Annotated in this window: 19 protein-coding genes and 2 pseudogenes; 18 read left to right on the forward strand and 3 right to left on the reverse strand. The window is 46.0% G+C overall.

What is annotated here, in order from left to right:
• The first annotated feature begins 1 nt into the window (after position 1).
• The 11 genes and pseudogenes from CLM71_RS15530 to mobC all read left to right on the forward strand — a co-directional run bounded on the left by CLM71_RS15530 (position 2) and on the right by mobC (position 9861).
• The gene (locus CLM71_RS15530; RefSeq protein WP_000949385.1) at positions 2-244 is read left to right on the forward strand and encodes an EexN family lipoprotein; all 243 of its coding nucleotides are present in this window, start codon (positions 2-4) and stop codon (positions 242-244) included.
• A 3-nt stretch (positions 245-247) separates the two neighbouring features.
• Positions 248-1321: a type IV secretion system protein gene (locus CLM71_RS15535; RefSeq protein WP_000014008.1), complete on the forward strand. Its 1074-nt coding sequence runs from the start codon at positions 248-250 to the stop codon at positions 1319-1321.
• 217 nt (positions 1322-1538) lie between these two features.
• A complete protein-coding gene (locus CLM71_RS15540; protein ID WP_001005327.1) occupies positions 1539-2222 on the forward strand; it encodes a type IV secretion system protein in 684 nt (227 codons plus the stop codon).
• A complete protein-coding gene (gene virB9 / locus CLM71_RS15545; RefSeq protein WP_105231801.1) occupies positions 2219-3127 on the forward strand; it encodes a P-type conjugative transfer protein VirB9 in 909 nt (302 codons plus the stop codon). Before CLM71_RS15540 ends, virB9 begins: the two co-directional genes overlap by 4 nt.
• Positions 3128-3170: 43 nt before the next feature.
• Entirely contained in the window at positions 3171-4433 is a 1263-nt protein-coding gene (gene virB10, locus CLM71_RS15550; RefSeq protein WP_080884758.1) for a VirB10/TraB/TrbI family type IV secretion system protein, read from the forward strand.
• Positions 4423-5448 carry a P-type DNA transfer ATPase VirB11 gene (gene virB11, locus CLM71_RS15555; RefSeq protein ID WP_105231803.1) on the forward strand — a complete coding sequence of 342 codons (1026 nt, stop codon included), beginning with the start codon at positions 4423-4425 and terminating at the stop codon, positions 5446-5448. The genes virB10 and virB11 overlap by 11 nt, the downstream gene beginning before the upstream one ends.
• Positions 5445-5848 (forward strand): annotated as a pseudogene (locus tag CLM71_RS15560) (cag pathogenicity island Cag12 family protein). The gene virB11 and the pseudogene CLM71_RS15560 overlap by 4 nt, the downstream one beginning before the upstream one ends.
• Before the next feature lie 35 nt (positions 5849-5883).
• Positions 5884-6186, forward strand: coding sequence for a TrbM/KikA/MpfK family conjugal transfer protein (locus CLM71_RS15565; RefSeq protein WP_080884757.1), 303 nt, complete (start codon positions 5884-5886; stop codon positions 6184-6186).
• A 44-nt stretch (positions 6187-6230) separates the two neighbouring features.
• Positions 6231-6536: a hypothetical protein gene (locus tag CLM71_RS15570; protein ID WP_001168332.1), complete on the forward strand. Its 306-nt coding sequence runs from the start codon at positions 6231-6233 to the stop codon at positions 6534-6536.
• Between the two features lie 709 nt (positions 6537-7245).
• Positions 7246-9105, forward strand: coding sequence for a type IV secretory system conjugative DNA transfer family protein (locus tag CLM71_RS15585; protein ID WP_000602685.1), 1860 nt, complete (start codon positions 7246-7248; stop codon positions 9103-9105).
• A 9-nt stretch (positions 9106-9114) separates the two neighbouring features.
• Positions 9115-9861 (forward strand): MobC family replication-relaxation protein, encoded by a 747-nt coding sequence (gene mobC, locus CLM71_RS15590; RefSeq protein WP_000909124.1) that lies wholly within the window; start codon positions 9115-9117, stop codon positions 9859-9861.
• Between the two features lie 192 nt (positions 9862-10053).
• Here the strand turns inward: mobC and CLM71_RS15595 are convergent, their stop codons facing one another.
• Entirely contained in the window at positions 10054-10998 is a 945-nt protein-coding gene (locus CLM71_RS15595; RefSeq protein ID WP_158684825.1) for an ArdC family protein, read from the reverse strand.
• Positions 10999-11234: 236 nt separating this feature from the next.
• On the opposite strand from CLM71_RS15595, the gene CLM71_RS15600 reads away from it, so the two are divergent.
• The 5 genes from CLM71_RS15600 to CLM71_RS15625 all read left to right on the forward strand — a co-directional run bounded on the left by CLM71_RS15600 (position 11235) and on the right by CLM71_RS15625 (position 16452).
• Positions 11235-11468 (forward strand): JAB domain-containing protein, encoded by a 234-nt coding sequence (locus tag CLM71_RS15600; RefSeq protein ID WP_001446639.1) that lies wholly within the window; start codon positions 11235-11237, stop codon positions 11466-11468.
• 535 nt (positions 11469-12003) lie between these two features.
• Entirely contained in the window at positions 12004-12999 is a 996-nt protein-coding gene (locus tag CLM71_RS15610; protein WP_105231805.1) for a restriction endonuclease, read from the forward strand.
• Positions 12996-14084 (forward strand): ABC-three component system protein, encoded by a 1089-nt coding sequence (locus CLM71_RS15615; RefSeq protein WP_000127329.1) that lies wholly within the window; start codon positions 12996-12998, stop codon positions 14082-14084. The genes CLM71_RS15610 and CLM71_RS15615 overlap by 4 nt, the downstream gene beginning before the upstream one ends.
• On the forward strand, positions 14081-14575 hold the full coding sequence (locus CLM71_RS15620; protein WP_000076577.1) for an ABC-three component system middle component 2: 495 nt from the start codon (positions 14081-14083) through the stop codon (positions 14573-14575). The genes CLM71_RS15615 and CLM71_RS15620 overlap by 4 nt, the downstream gene beginning before the upstream one ends.
• Positions 14572-16452, forward strand: a complete 1881-nt coding sequence (locus tag CLM71_RS15625) for an ATP-binding protein (RefSeq protein WP_000214431.1) — start codon at positions 14572-14574, stop codon at positions 16450-16452. The genes CLM71_RS15620 and CLM71_RS15625 overlap by 4 nt, the downstream gene beginning before the upstream one ends.
• A 283-nt stretch (positions 16453-16735) precedes the next feature.
• On the opposite strand, the gene CLM71_RS15630 is transcribed toward CLM71_RS15625, so the two are convergent.
• Both CLM71_RS15630 and CLM71_RS24465 read right to left on the reverse strand, forming a co-directional pair.
• Positions 16736-17755 (reverse strand): DUF4917 family protein, encoded by a 1020-nt coding sequence (locus tag CLM71_RS15630; protein ID WP_080884755.1) that lies wholly within the window; start codon positions 17753-17755, stop codon positions 16736-16738.
• Between the two features lie 127 nt (positions 17756-17882).
• Positions 17883-18222 (reverse strand): annotated as a pseudogene (locus tag CLM71_RS24465) (IS630 family transposase); the annotation flags it as partial.
• Positions 18223-19153: 931 nt separating this feature from the next.
• On the opposite strand from CLM71_RS24465, the gene CLM71_RS15645 reads away from it, so the two are divergent.
• Together CLM71_RS15645 and CLM71_RS15650 are read left to right on the forward strand one after the other, a co-directional pair.
• Complete coding sequence (locus CLM71_RS15645; RefSeq protein WP_032641557.1) at positions 19154-21400, forward strand: retron Eco8 family effector endonuclease; 2247 nt, start codon at positions 19154-19156, stop codon at positions 21398-21400.
• A gap of 114 nt (positions 21401-21514) precedes the next feature.
• Positions 21515-22615, forward strand: a complete 1101-nt coding sequence (locus CLM71_RS15650; protein ID WP_080884754.1) for a reverse transcriptase domain-containing protein — start codon at positions 21515-21517, stop codon at positions 22613-22615.
• The last annotated feature ends 270 nt before the right edge of the window (positions 22616-22885 follow it).

Below are 22885 nucleotides of genomic sequence, written 5' to 3' on the forward strand. Positions count from 1 at the left end.
TATATTATCAAAAAAAATTATTTTAATTTCGACGCTCACCCTGTGTTTTTCTGTTATTGGATGCAAGGAGGAAGCTAAAACAACAAAATGGTATAAGGAACACCCTGATGAATTAAAACTCGTTTATGAAAAGTGCCAAAAGAGTGGTGATGCTACTGAAAACTGCAAGAATGCAAATGAAGCCCACTATCAAATAAAGCAGCTAAACGCACCAACTCCAGACTTAAATAATTTAGAGGAGTAATATATGAGTGGCGGTCTTTTTGTTGGGGTTGAGAAATACCTAATAGGAGGAATAACGGACGCCACAAAAGGATTAATGATGTCGTACTCTTCTATGATGATGGGGCTGGCAGCAGCGTCAGCTACCATCTACATCATGTGGCGTGGATACCAGACTCTGGCTGGTAAGCTCTCTACGCCGATGGAAGACACGATGTGGGACATCATGAGGATGGCGATCATCCTGTCCTTTGTAGCTAATTTAGGTGGCTACCTCGATGGCGTTATTGATGCCATAAACGGAATAAAGGAGGGTTTTTCTGGCAGTGATAATATATGGCAGCTATTAGACACCTTATGGAATAAAGCAAAGGTGTTAGGTAAAACATTACACGACATGGATGATTCCACTTATATAAAAGATGAGGGAATGACTGCTCAATTTTATGTCTGGCTTGGGATATTCGTCTTAATGATTATCACCGCGTTTGTTTCCATGATAGCGGAAGTCATGATCTTATTACTGAGTATTACAGCACCTATATTTATTTTTTGCCTTATGTATGGTTTTCTCCGCACCATGTTCAATAACTGGCTACAAAATATATTTGCAGCCATATTAACCATTATGCTTTCAGCTCTTTCTTTAAGAATTGTAGTGAATTATTTAAACCTAGTCCTTACCAAGGCAACGAAGGTCGCGGACAGTTCAACAATTGTTGAATTAGGAGCACAAGTCTGTCTTGCGGGTATCTGTGCGGCAATATTGGTTTATCTCTCCGCAAAACTGGCCGCAGCACTGGCCGGGGCGAGTGCTACCGTATCCATGCAGGGGCTGGCCGCTGTAGGTATCGGTGCTGCTGCTTTTGGTGCCGGGAAGCTAGCCGGAGGTGCAATTAAAGAAACCAAACGTTCCACCCAGGACAACATTCAGGGCTGGAAGGATGCGAATGCAGGTAAGCCCGGCAAGCCTGGAGGTGAGTTAGGCTATAACGCTTCTAAAGCGCGTAAATACGCGATTGAGCAGATGATAGCCCGGAACGAAGCGCGGAGGCTGGCACAGTCGAGAGAATCCGCAGTTAAGAAGTTCAATAGCTAAGACGTCTCCAGTCCATCCCCCCAAAGTGCCAACTTATGAAAATATAATTATATTTTCATATTTTTAATTCAATTGAGGAAATATTTGATGAAACGCTTGATTGCGCTGGCTTTGCTATGCGCGCTTTCTGGCTGCGCCCAGAACACGCTTCCATCTGCATTTAGCGGTAAGGGAGAACCCGTAAACACATCTCAAATTATGGCGGAGTTAAACAGTCATGAATGAACAGAAATTAATTGCTGAATCCCGCACCTTTGAGCAGCAAATGATTGACCGGGATAAACGCGCCACGAAAGCCGGTTTTGTTGTTGGCGGTGTGGGTCTGCTGATTGCGGTACTGGCGCTCGTCGCCGTGGTCGTGATGTTGCCACTAAAACAGACAGACGTTGATCTGTATACCGTGGATAACCACACAGGACGGGTGGAACATGTTACCCGGACATCGAAAACCAGCCTGACCGCAACAGAAGCCTATCAAAAGGCGATGGCCGCAAACTACGTCAAAGTACGTGAGCGGTATGTCTATCCCTCTTTGCAGGACGACTACGAGACGGTACAGGTCTACAACGCTCCCCAGGTAAACGATGACTATCTGGCGCTTTACGCCGGAAAAAACGCCCCGGACAAGGTTTATAAGAACGGTGCGCACACCGTGAAAGTGGAGATCCTGTCCAACCAGATCACCGATGGAACAGCCCCCGATAAAGTCGCCACTGTTCGCTACAAGAAGATTATCCGCCGTCTGGCTGATAACAGCACCCGCAACGAGTATTGGGATGCCCGGTTCACATTCCATTCAGACCCTGACAAGGACATGAGCGATGCGGAACGCGAGATCAACTACTTCGGCTTTACCGTCACCAGTTGGCAGACCGACCGCGAAATCCGGGGAGGTGAATGATGAAAAAGTTAACGTTTAACGCACTGGCACTGATGATGTGCGGCGCGGCATGGGGTGCGGCCATACCACAGGCAAGCCGCTATGACTCCCGTGTTCAGCAGGTTATCTATAACCCTCAGAACGTCACCGTCGTTAACACCAAACCCGGCTTTATGACAACGCTGGTATTTGATAACGATGAGGCGGTCATAAGCGCCAAACCCGGCTTTGATGAGGCGTGGGAAGCCACGCCGGATGCAAACCGGGTAAACGTTCGCCCGGTTGCGCTCACGCAGGGAGCGCCCGGAGAAGATGGCAACACAACGCAGGTCGTGATCCCCCCGAACAGCCGGGACTGGCATACCAATATGCTGGTTGTCACCAGTAAGCGCCTGTACAACGTCGAGCTGAACGTCATCGATGATAAATCGGCACAGCAACCCGCTTTTCAGGTGAGCTATCGCTATCCGGGCGAAGAACGGGACAAAGCGAGCCGGGAGGCGACGGCCAGACAGCGCGAGCGGGAGCAGAAACAGCAACAGGCCAGCGTCCAGAAAGCGCTGAACTCGGCGCAGACGCCCCGCAACTGGAGTTACACCAAATATCCGGGCAAAGGCAGTTTCAACATAGTTCCCGACTTTGCTTATGACGATGGCCGCTTTACGTTCGTGGGCTTCTCCCCGTCTAAGTCCATTCCTTCTGTCACCAAAGAGCTGAACGGCAAAGAGCATGCGGTTAACAGCAGTATCCAGAAGAGAGGCGACTTCACCGTACTGGTGATTCAGGAGGTGACGCCACGCCTGGTACTGCGTTCCGGTAATGCCGTTGTAGGTCTGGAAAATAGCGGATTTGGCAAGGTACACGCCGCCGATGGTTCCACCGTATCCCGGCAGGTGGAAAGAGTGGAAAAACCGGAATCCAATTAATCTATAAAAATAGTTTTATATTTTTATAAAAGGAAACATGCAGATGAACGACGAAAACAAAGTGCCTGTGCCGGATGAAGCGCAGGCATCCCCGGCACACGCTGAGGATGATATTGCCACGCTTGAGCGGGAAGCCCGCGTAAAAAGGGAGGCAGGGCTTCTCAACGCGCAGGACGACGAAGAGAAAGACCCGGTACAACCCGCCGTTAACAAACTGAAAAAGCGCAAACGGGGCAAAGCAACCGCCTTTCTTGCCATTGTCGCGGTCGCGCTTATCTTCCTGGCATGGGGTGGTAACTGGGTTTATCGCAATATCCTGTGGCAGCCTACGGAAGAAAAGAAACAGGACACAGCCCCGCAGACGAACAAAACCGATTACCGGCAGCGTAACGATCTCGGTATGTCCATCGATACAGCCGAAGAAGAGCCAGAGCAACAGGATAACGGCCAGAGCAGCGCGGGGGGAACAGGGCAGGCGGCTGCCCCGCCAGAACTCAACAAAGCCAGCTTCCTTATTCGCCGTGATGGTTCGGCCACCACACAGAACCAGGTAAAAACCCGGCAGCAGGAAATGACGCTGACATCGGCAACAACCACCGGACAACAGGACAGCAGCGCGGCCACACCTCCCGGCCAGCCGCAAAATACCACCGCACCGTCGCAGGGACAAAGCCCCGCACCAGTACGGCGCATACCCTATAACCCTGACCTGTACATCCCGGAAAATACCTCGATCCCCTGCTCACTGGATCGCCGCTTTGTATCTGACCGGGCGGGGAAACTTCGCTGTACGGTCACTACTGACATCTGGAGCGCCAGCGGCAACACGAAGCTGATAGAGAAAGGCACTACCGCATCATTACTTTACCGCGCCATAGCGGAAGAAGGTATGAGGCACGGGCAAGGGCGGGCATTCATCATTGCGACGAAGCTACGCACCCGCCAGCCACCTTATCTCGATATCCCGTTGGTTGATACCAGCGCGGCTGGCGAGCTGGGCGAGGCTGGCGTTGATGGGTGGATAGATTCGCACTTCTGGGAGCGATTCGGCGGCGCATTAATGGTTGGCATGATCCCCGATATTGCCGCATGGGCATCCAACAGCGCAGGTAAAAAAGACCGCAATACGGACTATACGGAAAACAGTCGCCAGGCTATGGCAGATATGGCTCGTACCACTCTGGAAAACAGCATCAATATTCCCCCAACGCTCCATAAGAATCAGGGCGAGATCATCAATCTGCTCACAGGCGAGGATATTGATTTTTCCAACATCTATACACTGAGGTTGAAAAATGACCGCTAAGAATATTTCCCTCGACCGCTATAAACAACGTTTCTTTGGCGACTTTCTGGAGCTTCCCGGCCTGACGGAAATCGCCGTCAACCGTCCAGGTGAACTGTACACAAAAATCAACGGCGTGTGGGAGCAACATGCCGTTCCTTTGAACTATGAGGATTGCTACAACTTTGCCCGGTGCCTGGCAAAACACCACGGCGACAATATCGAAGATATTAAGCCGGGGCTGTCAGCCACGCTGGAATCCGGCGAACGGTGCCAGGTGATTGTTCCTCCGGCCTGTGAGCGCGATACGGTGTCTATCACCATCCGTAAGCCATCAAAGGTACAAATCCCGCATCAGTCATATATCGATGCGGGGTTTTATAACCGGGTAACAGGCGAGGAAAAAACGGAGACGCACGACGAGGAATTAATTGCATTGTACAATACAAAAAACATTCCTTTGTTTATGGAGAAATGCGTCGAGTACGGTAAAACTCTCGCGGTCGCCGGGGAAACCAGTACAGGGAAAACTACCTATATGAAAATGTTGATAGGTTATATTCCGGTACATCTTCGGATATCAACAATTGAGGACAACCTGGAAATCACGTTCTTTATCCATAAAAACTACGTCCATCTTTTTTATCCGTCAGAATCATCAGATGAAAAAGGTTCTATCGTTACCCCGGCGAGCCTTTTACGCTGGAATTACCGTATGAACCCTGACCGCATTTTATTAACAGAGGTTCGCGGTGCGGAAGCCTGGGACTTCCTTAAAATAACAGGTTCCGGCCATGAAGGGAGTATGACCTCCATTCATGCAGGATCAGCGAAAGAAGCTATAGATGGGTTTATTACCCGTTGCTATGAAAATCCACAGTGCGCCCAGCTCCCCTATACATTTATGTTACGTAAGGTTCTGGATAGCCTGGACGTGATTGTGAGCATTGATTTAGACGGAAATGTCCGCCGTATGAATGACATTTATTTCCGTCCAATTCATCGAAACCAGTATTTTGAGGAAATGAAAGCATGATAAAACAAATTAAAGTAATCATGTTGGCAGCAATAGTTACCGGATGTTCATCGCCACCGCCTCCCGTTCCTGTAGAGTGGGATAAAGCCGCCGCCCCATTAAATACCAGTTTACCGCAATGGAGCGACAATAACGTTATGGTCCCTTCCCCGACAGTTAACAGTAAATGGACATCATCAATCAGCGCACAAAGTTTCTACAATACAATACAATATGGACTCCAGCCGTATTTTACGCAGTCGCCCACTCAACACGAATTGTCGTCACTGCACAATCCGGCACTGATTTCTTTAATGCCAAAAACTGGCTTCGGCAGAATGGAGCAAAAGGTGTTATTGAATACCAGCCTGTCTTTAATTGTCTGACGTGCAGAGAAACCACTATTTATTTCTCTCGCTAATCAATTTAAGCAACACAACCTAATAAGGACTCACCATGAATAAAACCGTTATCGCGGCGGCTGTATTATGTATGGCCGCAGGAACCCCAATTTATTCCTTTGCCGCTGACCCGTGCGAAGTTGTTCTTTGCATGTACGGAAAAGCAACGGGTAATAGTGGTGGAAGTGAATGCCGCTCAGCAGAAAAGGCTTTCTTTAATATAGTCAAAAAGAATAAATATGGTTTCTTACCTAACCATACGTTGAATGCGAGAAAAGCATTTCTTGGTGAATGTCCCAGCGCAGACCCGGAGGCAGTAAATAAAATACTATCTAAGTTCGGCAAGGTCAGAGGATAGTAATAATCCGCATAACCCCCCCTGTTTACTGTAAAAGGTGCAACATGCAAAAAGAAGACTTATTTATCCGAAATATACATTCTCGTAATCAGGACAGGATATCGGTAGCCCTGATATATGACACGTTATCTAAAGAAGCCCACAGTGGTTGTGGGCTGTATTATGAGATATACGAAAGCAGGCTTATCGGTCTTTTGCGCGATCATCTTTTAGAACTTAATGAAGCTGACGCAAATAAATTACGACGCTATGCCGAAAGCAAAGGCACGAAAATTGATGATGCGTCCTACAGTGAAGCACTGGAAGCTGAAAGGGAGTGCAGGGCTGAAATATACCGCGAACAGATGTAATCACACAGAACAAAAATGTATTGTGCAACACACAGGCTGACAGGCGGCGGGTTTTTAAGGCTTCATTATTTTTGGCTTCAATTTCGAAGAAATTGTTAAGACGAAAAATAATGAAGTGGAACGTGGACAGAAAATTCAATTTCGGAGAAATTGCTAATTTTCAGGATCCACGTCCACCCGCGAACATTCGCCCCAGCGAATTGAAGCGGGCCGGGGGGAGCCGCAAAAATTTTGCCGCCCCAGCGAGCAATAAGGCACGCCCACGTGCCGGTTTTTGTGGGGGGCTTGCCCCGCACACCGTCGCAGCCAGGCTATATTTCCCGCCCCGGCGGGGAATATGCCGATTAGGCGCGACCAACCCCTTTAAAGCAGCGTTCCCATTTTTTCGAGCTTGCGAAGAAAAAATAGGCTAAACGCGCGTCTTAAAGGGGTTGGTCGCGCGTAGCGTGCGACGGTGTGCCGCCGTTGACCCCGGGGGTTTTGACGCGACGTTCAGCCGCGACATTACCCCCATGCGACAGGCAATAAGGGCGTCCAGCCCGCATGTACTGGCGCACGCCGTGTCGTGCAGGAAAGCATGCTTTCCTGCACATGGCCGCACAGCGGCCACCTTCTTTACCCCATACGCTCGCCCCGCCTTTTCGCCCGACACCGTGGGGCGAATTGATGGGGCGATGTTATGGGGTGAATAGCTGACGAGGGAGGTATCATGATTTTAAATAAGCTTGCCGCTTCACTGTCGCCGATAGTGAACGGGATGCTGGCGCTGCTCGCTTTTGTGCAACAGCAACAACTGGTGCTGGCGTTATTAGCGGGGCTGACGATGCCGTTTTTTGCGTCGATGAAAAGCGATGAACGGCAGAAAGCCCCGTTATGGAAAAAGCTGATTATCGCTTTTTCCCTGCTGTGTTTTCTCTCCGGCACACTGGCTCCGGTCGTTATCGGACCCTTTCAGTGGTTGTATAAGATCAGACCCAGCAGTGATAATACGGTACTGGCTTGGTCAGTACGGATTGCATTCACTGTAACCGGGGTTATTTTTCATATTATGCTTCGCCGGATATTCACGCCGGAACTGGACAAAATAAAGAAACGCCTTGTTAAAAAAACCACCCTTGAACGGGAATTGCGCACCGATGTCCGCACCGTAAAGTCCCTGCTGCCCGAAACACTGCATTATGATCCGCTGGATTATATCGACCTGAATAAAGGCATTTTTACTGGCATGGACAGGGAGAACGAACCAATGTATCTCCCGTTAAAAGACTGGCAGAAACAGCACGCGGATATTATTGGCACCACCGGAGCCGGTAAAGGGGTAGCTGCCGGGATATTGCTATATCAAAGTATTATTGCCGGTGAAGGCGTTTTTGTTATGGACCCCAAAGACGATGAATGGGCACCACACCTTTACCGCAAAGCCTGCGAGGATGCAGGAAAACCCTTTGCCTTAATTGACCTGCGAAAACAGCAATACCAGCTAAACCTGATTGAAGATATTACGCCAGATGAACTGGAAGAATTGTTCGTTGCCGGTTTCAGCCTGGCAGAAAAAGGGCAGGAATCGGACTTCTATCGTATTGATGACCGAAAAGCCGCCCGTATGGCCGCGCAATTTGTCAGTGATAACCCATCGGCAACTCTCCGTGATATTTATAACGGTGATTACGTTCAGGGTATTGCCGAAAAAATCAAAGCGTTCTTTGGGAAGATTGAGGAACTGGCATTACTCAATGCCATTAACTCACCAGAAGGCTTTTCGCTTAAGCACATATTTGATGAGGGCGGCTGCTGTTATGTAGTCGGCTCCATGCGAAACAGCAAAATTATTACCGCCCAGCGCATGCTGCTGGTTCGCCTTTACCAGTTAGCAGAAAGGCGCGACCGTGTAACAGACGTACCCCGCCCCATTGCTGTTTATCTTTCCGAACTGAAATACCATTTATCCAGACCAGCGCTGGAAGGTTTAGGCGCGGCGCGGGATAAAGGCGTACACATTATTATGGACCACCAGTCCATCGCCGATTTAAAAGACTGCCCGGCAGATTTGAAAGGTGACGCCGTTGTCGGTGCGGTCGTTGAAAATGCCAAATTCAAACTGGTTTACCGGGTTATGGATCCGGATACGGCAGGCTGGGTGGCAAGAATGTCAGGCACGATTCTGGTGGATGACGAACTCCGCAAGGCTAAGACGGATAATATGCTGACAGAAACCATCGACAGTGAGCGCACAATCCGCCAGGCCGAACGTTTCTTTATTGACAGCAATATGATCCTGAACCTGCCCGATTTTGTCAGCTTTATCTTTACGACAAAAACGCTACCTTCTGCCTCCTTGATTTCACCGATAAAGGTCAGAAAGCGTCAGCTAAAAATCTTCTCGGTTTCCCCTGATATTGCCGCAGCGGCAGCCCCGGTGAAGATCATGCTGGATTTTGGCGAGGATGATAAACCAGCCATGCCGGATGTGATGACAACCCATCCGGCTCTTTTCTTCGACGAAAGCGAAGTAAAACCGGCAAAGTCCCAATCTGATGATGAAGAACACTTCTCCCCACTGGATTTTTAAGGAGTGGTTATGCTGATTTCGTCATATCACGAGCGCCAGACGCGCAACAGCGAGAAAATAAGACAACTGCTGAACTTCCTGAAAGAAGAAACCTACAGTGATTTTAAAACGCTGATGCAGTTATTTAGCTTCCGAGATCATAAGTCGCTTTATTCGCTGCTTGCAAAAATGGAGCGAATGGGGTTAATCCAGAAGCATATGCTTGAATCACGGACAATCAAGATTTCATTATGGGGGATCACCAGCGACGGGCTGGCGGCGGTCTTAACCCCGAATGATAAAATCTTTCCTGCGCGGTTTGAACCATCAAAAATCACCGGCTGGACACTGGAGCACCATCTTGATAATCAGGCCGCCAGGCTTATTCTGGAGAAGAAAGGTGCTTCGGGATGGATTAACGGCGACCGTGCCAGCTTTCTCAGCCAGTATCAGGTAAAACATCGCCCGGACGGGTTACTGACCCTGCCTGACGGTAACGTTATTGCCATTGAAACCGAGCGCCGCCTGAAAACCCGAGCCCGCTACCAGTCGATTATCGCCAGCCACCTGCTGGCCCGAACAAACAAGTACTGGATTTACATTTTTTATGTTGTGCCCGATCCACAGAAGAAGCGTGCGCTTGAACTGCTGTTTGACAGTATCAGGCATGTCATCATCAACCATCAGCACATCCCGCTGGAAGAACGCCACCGTAGGGTGTTTCGCATTTATACCTTTGATGAACTGAAACACCTGTCATTAGGCAGCTATACGTAAGCTTTTACTCAGGCCATCGTGATGGCCTCACCGGCCTGGCGGCGATACCGCCAGGCCGGAAATTTTTTATTCCACTGCGAGCCGCAGACTGTTCGGTACTCGCTGTGCTGCGTTCCGCCTCAGTCTGCGCCTTGCAGCGTTGCCGGTTAAAAGCCATGTAACCGCATTCCCTTGCGGTGTCTGATTCCGGTCTCAGAGTTTATCCATCAGGTAACGATGTGCTTTAGAGGCTGCGCTGGCCGCTTTGAAAATATAACGCTTGTCGTTTTTTAGCGCTTTCAGCCAGGAAGCAATATAGCTTCCATGTTGTACCTCTCCCTCAATCCCAAGATCCGCCATCAGAAAGGCACTTCCCAGCTCTGCTACCAGTTCTTCCTCTGCATAATCCGCACTGCCAAACTTCCCTTTCATTTCACGGTTCAGACGTTTTTTGCCACCACTCCAGTGAACCAGCTCATGCAGACCTGTAGCGTAGAAATTAGCCGCATCCGAAAACAGATGGCGCTCCGGTAGCCAGACTTCATCTGTTGATGGGCTGAAAAAGGCGTTTTGTCCTTTCTCGATGATGTTTGCGCCACTCTTCCGCAACAGGTTCTCAGCCTGCGACAACGGGTCAAAGGTTGCTTCCGGGCTGACAGTTTCAGTTGTCAGGGACAGGCCGTCGATTTGCTGAACGTTAAACACGGTGAAGGTTTTCAGCATCGGGATATGTTCAACTTCTCCGGCGTCGTTTTCCTTCTCCAGCGTGGTGTAAAAAATAGCTGTTGTACCATGTTCCCCCTTGCGACCCTGTCCACCTGCTACCTGTGCCTGTTTGTAGGTCATCCAGCGTGAATCGCTGAAACCCTGCTTAGATGCGCTGCACCACAGTAACATGATGTTCATACCGCTGTAGGCTACGCCGGTGGCGTAATTCGATGGCAGACCAGATATGCCGGATACGCGTTGCCACGGGCAGGACCACGGTTTTACACCGCCTTCAAGTGCTGCAATGATGTTGTTGGTAACGGTCTGATAAATGTCGGCTCTGGTTTTAGAAAATTTCGTTTTTGAGGAGCCTGACGGGTCCAGCGGGGATACGCTGGTCGCCGCTGTGATGTTAGGGGCGCTAGTCTGGGTATGCAGGGAAATCGTCATGGTTTTTTCTCCGTCAGTGTGTGATTTTCGTCTTCGTATCGCCTGACGGTTCGCTTTCCCGGCATCGTTCCGTCCAGCAAGGGCGCAGCATGCGTGCCATTTACCCTTGCTGGACGGGTTGTGTTGGGAAACGATTAACCGGAAGCTGATATGAAGAACGAAAAGTACACAGGAGGAAAAACTATGCCCCTGCATAGCCGGACTTAGCGCCCCTTAGTTCGCAGCGGTGAAATGGTTTGGGGGTTAACACTGCAGCGGTGATACTTGCAAATAATCATCCGAGTGGTATCTCTGAGCCCAGTCATGCTGGCAAGGTGATGAGGGTGCAGATTAAAAAAGGATTGGGAATAGTCGACATGCGTACATTGGCTCACTTTACTTCGGAGGTGAGTCCACGGTGTCCTTCGCTGAATGGGGGTTATTTTGATCGCAGGGAGCTTCGGCCCCCATTTTGCTGTGATCTATGTTGAATTCTCCGTGGCAGCATGTTCCCTACGCTTTGGAATACCGACTGTATGCGCTGCTTACTTTTATTGTATTTGATTATACTCAATTTATGTACGATTGACGTACATCCTCAAAACCCTTACCGTTGAGTAATAGCCTGTCCTTTTTGTGGCATAATATGACCGCAGCTGCCCGTCACCCAAATGAAGTTCTCACACAATGGCATGAGGCTGGTGGTGTGTTAACGATTGAGCTAGCGCGCCAACTTGGTGTCCCAGCCAATGGAACACCCAGATCATCATCGGCAAACGCAGTATTACCAGCGACTAAGCACTACGGCTTGCTCATTGGTTCAGCGATTACTCGCAGTTCTGGATGCACTTGTAGGCACTGTACGATTTGGAGTTTGTCGAAACTGAATCAGGAATGGCTATCAGATCGCTCCCTACTGGCCTAACTGTTTACTATTGTAAGATTAACAAGCATACGAAGCCTGAATTGGGAAGATTTATGACGGAAGGGCTTACATTGATGAGTGTATTTGGAGGGAAGTAGCGCATGAATGATGCACCTTCAGACATCATATTTCACTATCCACCGGAGCTGTTCAATCTCCTGGTGGATGTTGTGCCGTTGCTCAATCGCTCTAAGCAGGATGTGCTGGTTTTCTTCCGGGGCGCAGGAGTACCTGACAACATAACTTCTGACATTGCAGTTCACTTGAGGGCTGCACCAAAGGATGTCAACAAGTACCAGATGGTTCGCACGGTACTTGAACGCCTCAACGCGAAGGGGGAACACGCTCTCCGTGAACGGCGCGAGGTGCTGCGGCGCGTGGTGGACTTTGCGAACTTTGATTCGTGCTGGCCCGCAGACCAACTTAAGGCCAAAGGTCTTGTCGCCAGTATCCGCGAAGTCGTCAACCAAAAAGACGCTTTCACGCGCATGAACAATGCCCGCGAAGAAGAACGGCAAACCCGCCTCGCTGAGTCACAGCGGATCACAGCAGAAAAACGTGATCGTAGTTATAGAATCGAGAATGCCAAGCAGGGTTTATATAAATTATTTGGCACTACTGCGACTGCACAGGAAAGAGGAAAATTGCTGGAGACGGCTCTCAACAATCTTTTTCAAGCCTACGGTGTTCTCATTCGTAAATCCTTTCATTTGGTTGGTGAGGCTGGTGAAGGGATCGTCGAGCAGATTGATGGGATCATTGAACTCAGTGGTGTTCTGTATTTCGTTGAAATGAAATGGTATCGCAATCCGGTGGGTAAGCCTGAGATTTCAGAGCATCTTGTTCGCCTCATGTCGCGTGCCGAGGTTCGAGGTATCTTCATTTCTGCCAGTGACTATACAGAACCAGCCATTCTTACGGCACGTGAATTTCTGCAACACAAAGTTGTAGTCCTATCCACGCTTCATGAGATCGTCCGTCTGCTTGAGCAGCAAGACGACCTTTCAGAGTTCTTCACAAAGAAAGTCCAGGCTGCGCAGATACACAAAAACCCGTATTTCTGCCCACACGATAGCCAAGCACAAGGTGCGTTATGACTGCGAGTTGGATGGACATCAATAAGCCGCCGAGCCCAGCAACCGCTGTTACGGCAGCTCAGGTGGCGAACGGCCCCATTTTTCCACCGCAGCAAAGACTACTGACCTACTCACCAGACGAGTGGGAGGGATTCGTCGAGGAATGGGCTTATTACTGCCTCACGACGAAGTATGAACACGTCCTGCGTTTCTCTGGTGCTGGTGATATGGGTATTGATGTCGCCGGGTTCGTTGGTGATGAACGCCTGCTGGGGGTTTGGGACAATTTCCAATGCAAGCACTACGGCAATGCCATCAGGCCTAGTGATGTTTGGGTTGAGTTCGGGAAGATCATCTGGTACTCGTACAAAGGTGAATATACGGTCCCTCGTCGCTACTACTTTGTTTCGCCACGAGGTGCTGGTACGTCGCTTAGCCGCCTATTTTCGAATGACACGAAGTTGCGTGAGGAATTGTTAGCTAACTGGGATAAGCATGTGAAAAATGCAATCACTAGCACACAAGAAGTGTTACTCGACGCGAAGCTTCGTGCCTATGTAGACTCATTCGATTTTACCATCTTCGACGCCAAGACTGCGCTTCAGCTTGTTGACGATCACAGAGCCACACCGGTTCACACAGCGCGCTTTGGTGGTGGACTACCAACGCGGCCTGCATCTGAAAAGCCGCCCCAAGAAGTTGCCGCCACCGAGAGCCGCTATGTGACGCAGTTGTTCGGCGCATACAGCGAACACACAGGAACAATAGTGACTGACCCTTCGGCCTTGCCCTTGCCGAAACTCAAGGATCATTTCCGTCGCCAGCGCGAGGCGTTCTATGAGGCTGAGTCACTGCGCGTCTTCGCACGTGATAGTGTCCCGCCAGGCACGTTCGAAGCTTTGCTGGATGACATTCATGATGGCGTTATTGATACACATGACGGGAACCATGCTGACGGCTACGAAAAGGTCTGCGCTGTCACCAAGGCTGCCCGCGACATGCAAATTACGGCAAACGCCCTCATCATTTGTACTAACCCCAAGGATAGAGACGGAATCTGCCACCAACTTGTGAACGAAGAGCGCCTTCGGTGGACACGATCATGAGCCAAGAACATAAGCCAATTACCTTCAATAGCCCACTTGAGGCGGGTATCCGTGCGGTCTCGATTCTGGGTGCTGCCTATCCGCAAACCTACGACCTCCAGCGGCTTGTGGCCTTTGACTACCTTCTTGTTCACACGGGCGATATTGGTGGACCAGACAATTTGCACCCACCGACGCCAATGCGCTCTGCTGAATTGCTCGTGCGCCGCAAGTTAGTTGAGCAATCACTGCTTCTGATGATGACCCGTGACCTAGTTGAGCGCGAAGTCACATCCGAGGGAATCAAGTACGGCGCGGGTGAAAATGCTGCAACGTTCCTGTCATCAGTATCTTCCAACTATTTGCTGTCCCTGAAGGATCGCGCTGTATGGCTTGTCGAAACTATTGGTGATCTGACGGATGAACAGTTCAAAGCCATGATGCGCCGTTTCTTCGATAAATGGGTCGAACAGTTTCAGAGCATTGAGCAAAGCTTAGGAGGTGATGCATGACGACAGTAACTCCCGGCTTACGCTTGCGCTTTCTCGGTTTTTTTGGGCCACAAAAGCCACCCGCTACAGTGACCTTCGGTACTGGCCTCAATGTCATTTACGGCGCATCAAACACTGGAAAATCTTTCATTGTCGAAGCCATCGACTTCATGCTCGGTGGAAAGCCGCCTCTGCGTGATATCCCTGAGCGCGTTGGCTACGACCTTGTTCTATTGGGGCTTGAAACCCTTGATGGGAAGTCATTTACACTCTGGCGCAGCATAGATGGCGGTGGTTTTCGGCTCTACGAAGACTTGCACCAGACGCCACCAACAAACGAAATTCCGTATACGCAGCTTGACGAAAAACACAGCGATAAGAACAATACGAACCTTTCATCATTCTTGCTGGATCTATGTAGCCTTGGTGGCAAGCGTGTTCGCAAAAATTCCCGGAACGAAACCCTCAGTTTAAGCTTTCGCAACATTGCGCGTTTGATGATCGTCGATGAGACGGAGATCACACAACAAAGCTCACCGCTTATTGATGGCAATCCCACCGCCAACACGCCGAACTTGGCCACATTCAAGTTACTTTTAACCGGAGCAGACGACTCCGCATTGGTCGCCACCAGTAATAAGAGTGAGCCGGAAGAGTTATCGCGCAAGGCACAATTGCGTCTTCTCGATCAGCTTCTTGAAGACTATGGTGACCGGCTCAAGGAGTTGACAAAGAGTCCTAAGGAACTCAAGGAGCAGCTAGAGAAGATTAACACCTCACTTCGTCAACAGGCGGCCCAGGTAAACACCACCGAAGATGAGTTTCAGGAGGCTGCCGGGAAGCGACGAGAATTACGCAAAAAACTGGAAGAAAGCCGAGAGCGACGTGCAGAGGTAAGTGCGATGCTTGAGCGATTCAGGCTGCTTGATAGACACTACTTGTCCGATATTGAAAGGCTACGTGCCATTGAAGAAGGCGGGACGCTCTTTAGCGTACTGAGTGCCGGGCATTGTCCTCTTTGCGGAGCGGCCCCCGATCATCATCCCCCCGATACTGGGTGTAATGGAGATACTGATGCCGTCGTTCAGGCTGCACGTGTGGAGATTGCCAAGATCGAAGTTTTGCGCACGGAACTTGTAGCTACCGTCCAAAGCCTTGAGCGCGAAGGCGCCAACTTTGATCGCAGAATACCCACTGTTGTTCGAGAATTAGAGTCGATTTCGGAGTCAGTTGAAGAATTCCTCGCTCCCAAGCTCTCGACCCTTCGCAAGTCCTATTCAGACTTTGCCGACAAGCGGGCCGAGGTACGCGAAGCGCTGGCACTCTATGCCACTGTTCAAGACATGGAGCGCCGTCGGGCTGATCTTGAGAAGGGCACTGAGGACGAGAAGGCTGGGGTGGTTACTAACGCAGATCTCTCAAGCACTGTGGCCCATAGTTTTGCTAAGACTGTTGAAGGCATACTGACTGGTTGGCACTTCCCAGAGGTTGGGGATGTGTACTTCGATTCCAAGTCTCGAGATCTTGTAATTGCTGGAAAGTCGCGTAGTGCTTTTGGTAAGGGCCTTCGCGCCATTACGCATGCAGCTTTCACCCTCGGGCTGCTTGCTTTCTGCCGTGAGCGCCACACACCACACACGGGATTCGTTGTACTCGATTCTCCATTGCTGGCATACAGAGAGCCAGATGGAACAGAATATGATTTGACCGGTACTGACCTTAAAGATCAGTTTTACGCGTACCTTGAAGCGCTGCCTGAGGACACCCAAGTCATCGTTGTTGAGAACACCGACCCGCCTGATGCAATCATGAAGCGTGAGCAGTCTCTTATGTTTGGCAAGAATCCGCATCATGGCCGTTACGGTTTGTTCCCTTTTATAGCCGACCCTGCACAATAAATGTGTATACAAATGGGAAGTCACCAATGACTTGGTGACGATCCAGCGTTTTTTATCGAATAGTATATGTACCTCCCCTTCGCGGGTCTGGTTGCTCCAGATTTGCTATTCGCTTATCCCTGACAGGCTTAGCCAGTTTTCCGTATCCTGACACCTCCGGCCCGACGTCAGATTGCCCACGGGGTGGCTTTAAAAAAACTGGGCGATGTTGTGATTCGCCGCGCCCAGTTTCAATCTCCGTAGCTGTCCTCGCTCAGGCAACCACGTTAATCCCGCGAGTTGTCTAAAATCGGGGCAAAATTGGCTGCACCGGATGAACCCAACATCCAGGACTTTCACTGTCAAAAAAATCAACACGAACAGGCCCTAGATCGTCCTGAATAACCTGATACGCATGGTTGCAATAGACCTGATTCCAGCGATAAACGGAAACCGCTACACGTTGGATGCCGGTTCCGCGCATCCGCTTCAGAATATGACGGTCATGTTCTCCAAGCCCCCAACCAAGTATCGTTAAGGAGGGTCGCTGCGACGTAAGTACCTCCCGGTACACGGTGGACAGATAGTAGCTATTCTGGATAGAAGATACTTTCTGCTGCATCGTTCCTTCGCTAACAAACAGCGGCACCGCTTGCTCGCTGCGCCACTCTTCAAGAATTGCCTCAAGCAAGCCTTCTCCAGCGTTGTGGATCTTGAACTCCTGCTCCACAACATTTCTGCACAGGGCCAAGCTTCCATGCGGGTAGAAAACCAAGGTGTTAGTACGCTCTCTAAAAGTATCACGAAATCTCCACCAAGCATCGTCGAAGATGCCGTTCCACAAGAAACAATCCTTGAATAAATGACCATCTTGGATGTCGAATCCATAGGTCATCGTCCAGTAGAGCAACAAGTCGTAATTCAACGATAAAACGGTATCGAACCCTTTGAGGAACTGGTACATATTAGGCAATTTATCGCTAACTTGCTCATATTCAGGGTGTATATCACGAACGGCCTGAATCAAACAATTTCTGACATTCAGGTAGGCTTGATGTGTGCGATTGTCTGGTATTTGAAGTGATCTGTTTACGTTGGATGCCTGCCAAACTAGCCGAAGAATCATCTCGAAATCGGATGTTCTGAAAAATTGGAAGAGTCGATTCATATCATGTGTAAGCAGACCTGCCCTGTGGGCGTAAGCCAGTAGAGAACCGTAGTCAAGGACAGGTGAAACAGCAATGCTTGCACCATTACCCAACAATATCGTATTCCGATGATAGTTAGGTGCAATTTGAGCCCAAGGCATAATAGCGTGTGGCATATCTTATTCTCTCTTTTTCCTTGGCAGTTTATTATGAAATAGCACTGATAAGCCATTTTCCACAATTTCTTAAGGATAAATCTTTTTGGTCGAGTTTAAGGCCTTTCTGTACATGTCGGCGCGGTACGCCACCGACGTAATGGACTTGCCTCATATCCGAATGCATCATACCGCCACATAATGTTTTTGGTTCTGTCCCGGCGTCGTAATACGCTTCTGTTATCCTTTGCGCATCCAGTCCACGCCAATTTTCGGATTCAGATCGATATCGGCTTCATCCAGATAAAATACCGGCTGGTCCGTCCGCCTCTGGGCTACAGCCTATTAGATGGGGAGCCACTTTTCCTCATAATGCAGATGTTGGATTTTAAGTGTTGGCGAAGCTCTGGGCCAGATCATTCTGCCCGTCTCAAGCATCTATGTAATGTAGCGGGATGCAGTGACACGTTAAAGAGTCGGTTATCGACCTCTATGTCCACAACGTGAAGGGCTGGCAATAAAACCAATATTTTTATGAGAGCTGGTGCTGTATGCGCTGATATACTCGATTACATTGAGGTCTTCTACAACCTGGAACGGCACCACAGCCATCTAAGCCATTTCATCCCGAAGGACTTCGAACAGGTCCAGTTATGAGGGCAGGAAATATCTACTATCGTGGGGTCAATCCACGATTTACCAGAAGCTGATATGGAAAATGGAAAGCATACAGGAGAAAAAATCTGCCTCTGTATAGCTGGACATGGAGCCCCTTGCTCCGCTGTGGTGAAATAGGTTGTGGTAGGATCTAGAGGCGTTAGTTCATATCTAAGATGTTAGCCTGCTTTTAACGACAAACAGGAGTAATATCATAGAGCGATTGGTTATTAGAAACATACACCGCCATCATTAAAAGTTATTTTTGGATTAACATCGTAATTCGACCATATTTAATAATACCTCAATGATACGGAGCCCCCAAAAATTTACTATAGTAAATTCAAAATGGTATTATAGTTTTGTTCATCCTTTATAGATAATAATAAAAAACTCTTCCCTTTGAAGTTTTGCTTTTTTTAGTAATTATGTAGAACAAACACAAAGATACTATCGGTGTTATATATACAATCAAATATATATTAAAAATTTGGTTGAAATTATTAGCGATAACATGGTACAATAAGAAAATTAATTATTATATTCATGGCCGTTAACAATAAGGTCTATGGGCGGTAGCGTACTTATATAAAAATTAGTTGTTATATCAATTACCAACGTAAAATCTCTCCCTCTCTTGCTAATAAGACTTATTTATAACAGAGGGGGTTCTATTCACCTATTAACTGAATTATTTTTTCAAAAATCAATTAAGTTAATACTTATACACATATGCATGATAATACCGCAGGTATATTACTTATGGGAATAAAAAGTATACGGATTAAAAACATACTCTCCTTTGATGACGTATATATTGATAGCTTTGAAGATTTTAATTTGATTATTGGTAGAAATAACTCTGGAAAATCAAATCTTTTAAAAGTATTTAAATACTTTTATGAAAAATTAGACGAGCAACGGAGCATTCCTCTTACTCTAAATTCGAATTACACGCCCTCTGGAATAATAACAATTACATATGATACAACCCGGATAAAGAAAATAGTAACCAGCACTAATAATAACTCTCGATTTCATAAACATATATACAACACTCTTTTTAAAGAACCAAATAAAAATAAATTCACCGCACTTTTCGCACCCGAAAGAAAAAAACAAAATAGCGAATATTCCTTAACACTTACAATATCAAATGATGACTCAATATCATGGTCTACGAAAGATAAAAAACTTTTATCCCTAATTAAAATTATCTTCCCTTTTTTTTATATAGACACACGTAGAATGGATTTATACAACTGGGAAGACATATGGAGAATAATAAGTAGCATTAACTCCTTCAACTTTCAGAAAATAAGCGAAGATGAAATCCTGAAATTTTTAGATGAAAATATTTCATCTAGAGATGGCGACTACAAAAAATACATCACTCGCATTACTGATGTAATTGACACAAAACCATACACCTATAAAGAGAAAGTAATTAATTATATTAAGATAGCATTGAAAGGTCATATTTTCACGAACTCAGGTGAAGATATCCTTCATCAGTCTGATGGAACAAATTCACATAAATATATTGAAACAATTATTAAGTTGCTCATTTCGTTATCACGAACCGAGTTCATAACACCTACCATATATATAGACGAACCCGAGATAGGACTACATCCAAAACTTGGCGAGCAATTTATTACAACAATTCACACAACTTATAATAGATATAAAAAAAGCGTTCCCGAAAAGGAATCAGGAAAATACTCAACACCTTATCCTTGTTTAATTTTCAGCACCCATGCACCAAATATTTTAAAGCAAACTATTAAACTTTTTTCAACAGATCAGCAGATTTTGCATTTTTCTAAAAAGAATAAACACTCCACAAAGATATCTAAATTAAACTCACAATATAGTGATTTGCGTTTTATAAATATGTTTAGCGATAATGAAGCTAGACTTTTTTTCAGTGAGTATATTCTTTTCGTAGAAGGTTCCACTGAAATGGAAGTCTTCCAAAATAGTTCTTTAGCTAGAATTTATCCTGATTTAGGCAGGATTGACATATACGCCAGTGATGATGTTATGTTGAGAAATATAAACCCAACTTATTCTCAAGCAGCAATTCCTTTTTTAATTGTTAAAGATATAGACAAGGTGATTAAGCTTGACTATAAAAATGAAATATTAAGTCTGGATGGTGATGTTTCTCTAGTTAATAAACTAATACGAAAAGGCAGTTTAAATTTTTATAATCCATCCTTAATAAAAAAAATTGACAGCGCAAAGGAAATAATAAGAGCGGATAAGTCTAAGAAGGAAATGTCGGTTGATGGCTTGTTTTTCAAAACATTTAAAATTGAAAATTTTGTGAGGGATTTCAATAAACTGTTAAAATCATTTAACCTTAATTATATGACAACTACAATAGAGGGTGCATTAATAAATGAGCATTCTTTAAAATACTTTTACAGATGGATTTGTCATATCGTTTTTAACCAGCTAGACGTCAATAATGAAAACCCTAAAAAAATGTTTGCTGGCTTAATGAGAACGTACAATCTTAAAGATGGAGCTATAAGTATATTAAATTCGGCTTTTGTTCTCTCAACTCATTTAAGTATATTAGATCCAGTGGAGCAAAAGCTGGTATTCAAGGTTAAAAAAAGGGCTCTTTTTTTAATTAAAAAAAGCATTAAAGGAGATTTTAAAAACAATAAAGAAATTACAACCCTATTTAGACTTCTTTTTGGAGGAAAAACTGCCACACTTATAAGTTTAGAAATGAATCTTAAAAAAAGCTGTCAAAGAATAGACCCATCTATTACAGCCACAATAAAGAAATATAAAAGCAATGAGCTTAAATTCTTACTCCCCTATACCACAAAAACTAGTGGCTGGGTTACCAGTTTTTTGGATTTTACGATAGCTAAGTTAGAGCAAGAAAATGCTGATAAGATAGCCGAGAATTTACGCTTCCTTTTCCCTGAAATTATATCTATAATAGAGCAAGCTTCTTCTTCGATAGATATAGGGGAGTTTCACTGAACGATTGTCGTTCCTAGCCCCTGCAAACACTAGTTTGCCGCCGCCAATTGTCGCGATGGCCGCTTTAAGCCTCACGGGGTGTAAAGATGGTCTTGGTATCGGAGAAGAAGCTTTATGAAAGAAAAAATAAGCAAGATTGATAAAAATTTCTATACTGACATTTTTATTAAAACATCATTTCAAAATGAATTCGAGGCAGGGGGAGTTATACCACCAATTGCCAAGAATCAAGTATCAACAATCAGTAACAAAAATAAAACATTCTATTCTCTAGCTCACTCATCCCCACACTACTCTATTCAAACCAGAATTGAAAAATTCTTACTTAAAAATATACCTTTAAGTGCATCGAGTTTTGCATTCAGAAAAGAGCGCTCATACTTGCATTATTTAGAGCCTCATACCCAAAATGTCAAATATTGTCATCTTGACATTGTTTCATTCTTTCATAGCATAGACGTAAATATTGTACGTGATACTTTTTCGGTATACTTTTCCGATGAGTTTTTGGTAAAAGAGAAACAATCCTTATTAGATGCATTCATGGCTAGTGTGACTCTGACTGCGGAGTTAGACGGGGTCGAAAAAACATTCATTCCGATGGGATTTAAATCTTCCCCATCAATATCTAATATTATTTTTAGAAAAATTGACATTTTAATACAAAAATTTTGTGATAAGAATAAAATTACTTATACACGATATGCAGATGATCTTTTGTTCTCAACAAAAAAAGAAAACAATATATTAAGCAGCACTTTTTTTATAAATGAGATTTCATCCATTCTCTCCATTAATAAATTCAAGTTAAATAAATCGAAGTATTTATATAAAGAAGGGACTATTTCTTTAGGTGGATACGTCATTGAAAATATTTTAAAAGATAACAGCAGTGGAAATATTAGATTGTCGTCTTCAAAATTAACCCCATTATATAAAGCACTATATGAAATCAAGAAAGGTAGCTCTGCAAAGCATATATGCATTAAAGTATTTAACCTAAAACTCAAAAGATTTATATATAAAAAAAATAAAGAAAAATTTGAAGCCAAGTTCTACTCATCGCAACTGAAAAATAAACTCTTGGGATATCGTTCTTATCTGCTTTCCTTCGTAATATTCCATAAAAAATACAAATGCATTAATCCTATTTTTTTAGAGAAATGCGTATTTCTTATAAGTGAAATTGAATCTATAATGAACAGGAAGTTTTAAAAAACAGCAAGAACTTATTAACACTACCTATGTCATAATTAAAAATCTCATACCATAAACAATCAGCCACAATGATCATTGTGGCCATGATGTTAGTAATATTCGACTAATTTTTTATATCAATTTAGCTCCGTGAATTCACAGAGCAATACATCCACGTGATCCACAGTACAGCGTTTAATGGTGGTCATTCTGGTGGTCTTGACGGACTAGCAATTCAGGTTTAGCTTACTTATTAGCCAGTTACTGGCAATGGCGATCCCAGTCAGA

Source organism: Serratia sp. MYb239, assembly GCF_002966855.1.
GTDB classification, from domain to species: domain Bacteria; phylum Pseudomonadota; class Gammaproteobacteria; order Enterobacterales; family Enterobacteriaceae; genus Serratia_B; species Serratia_B rhizosphaerae.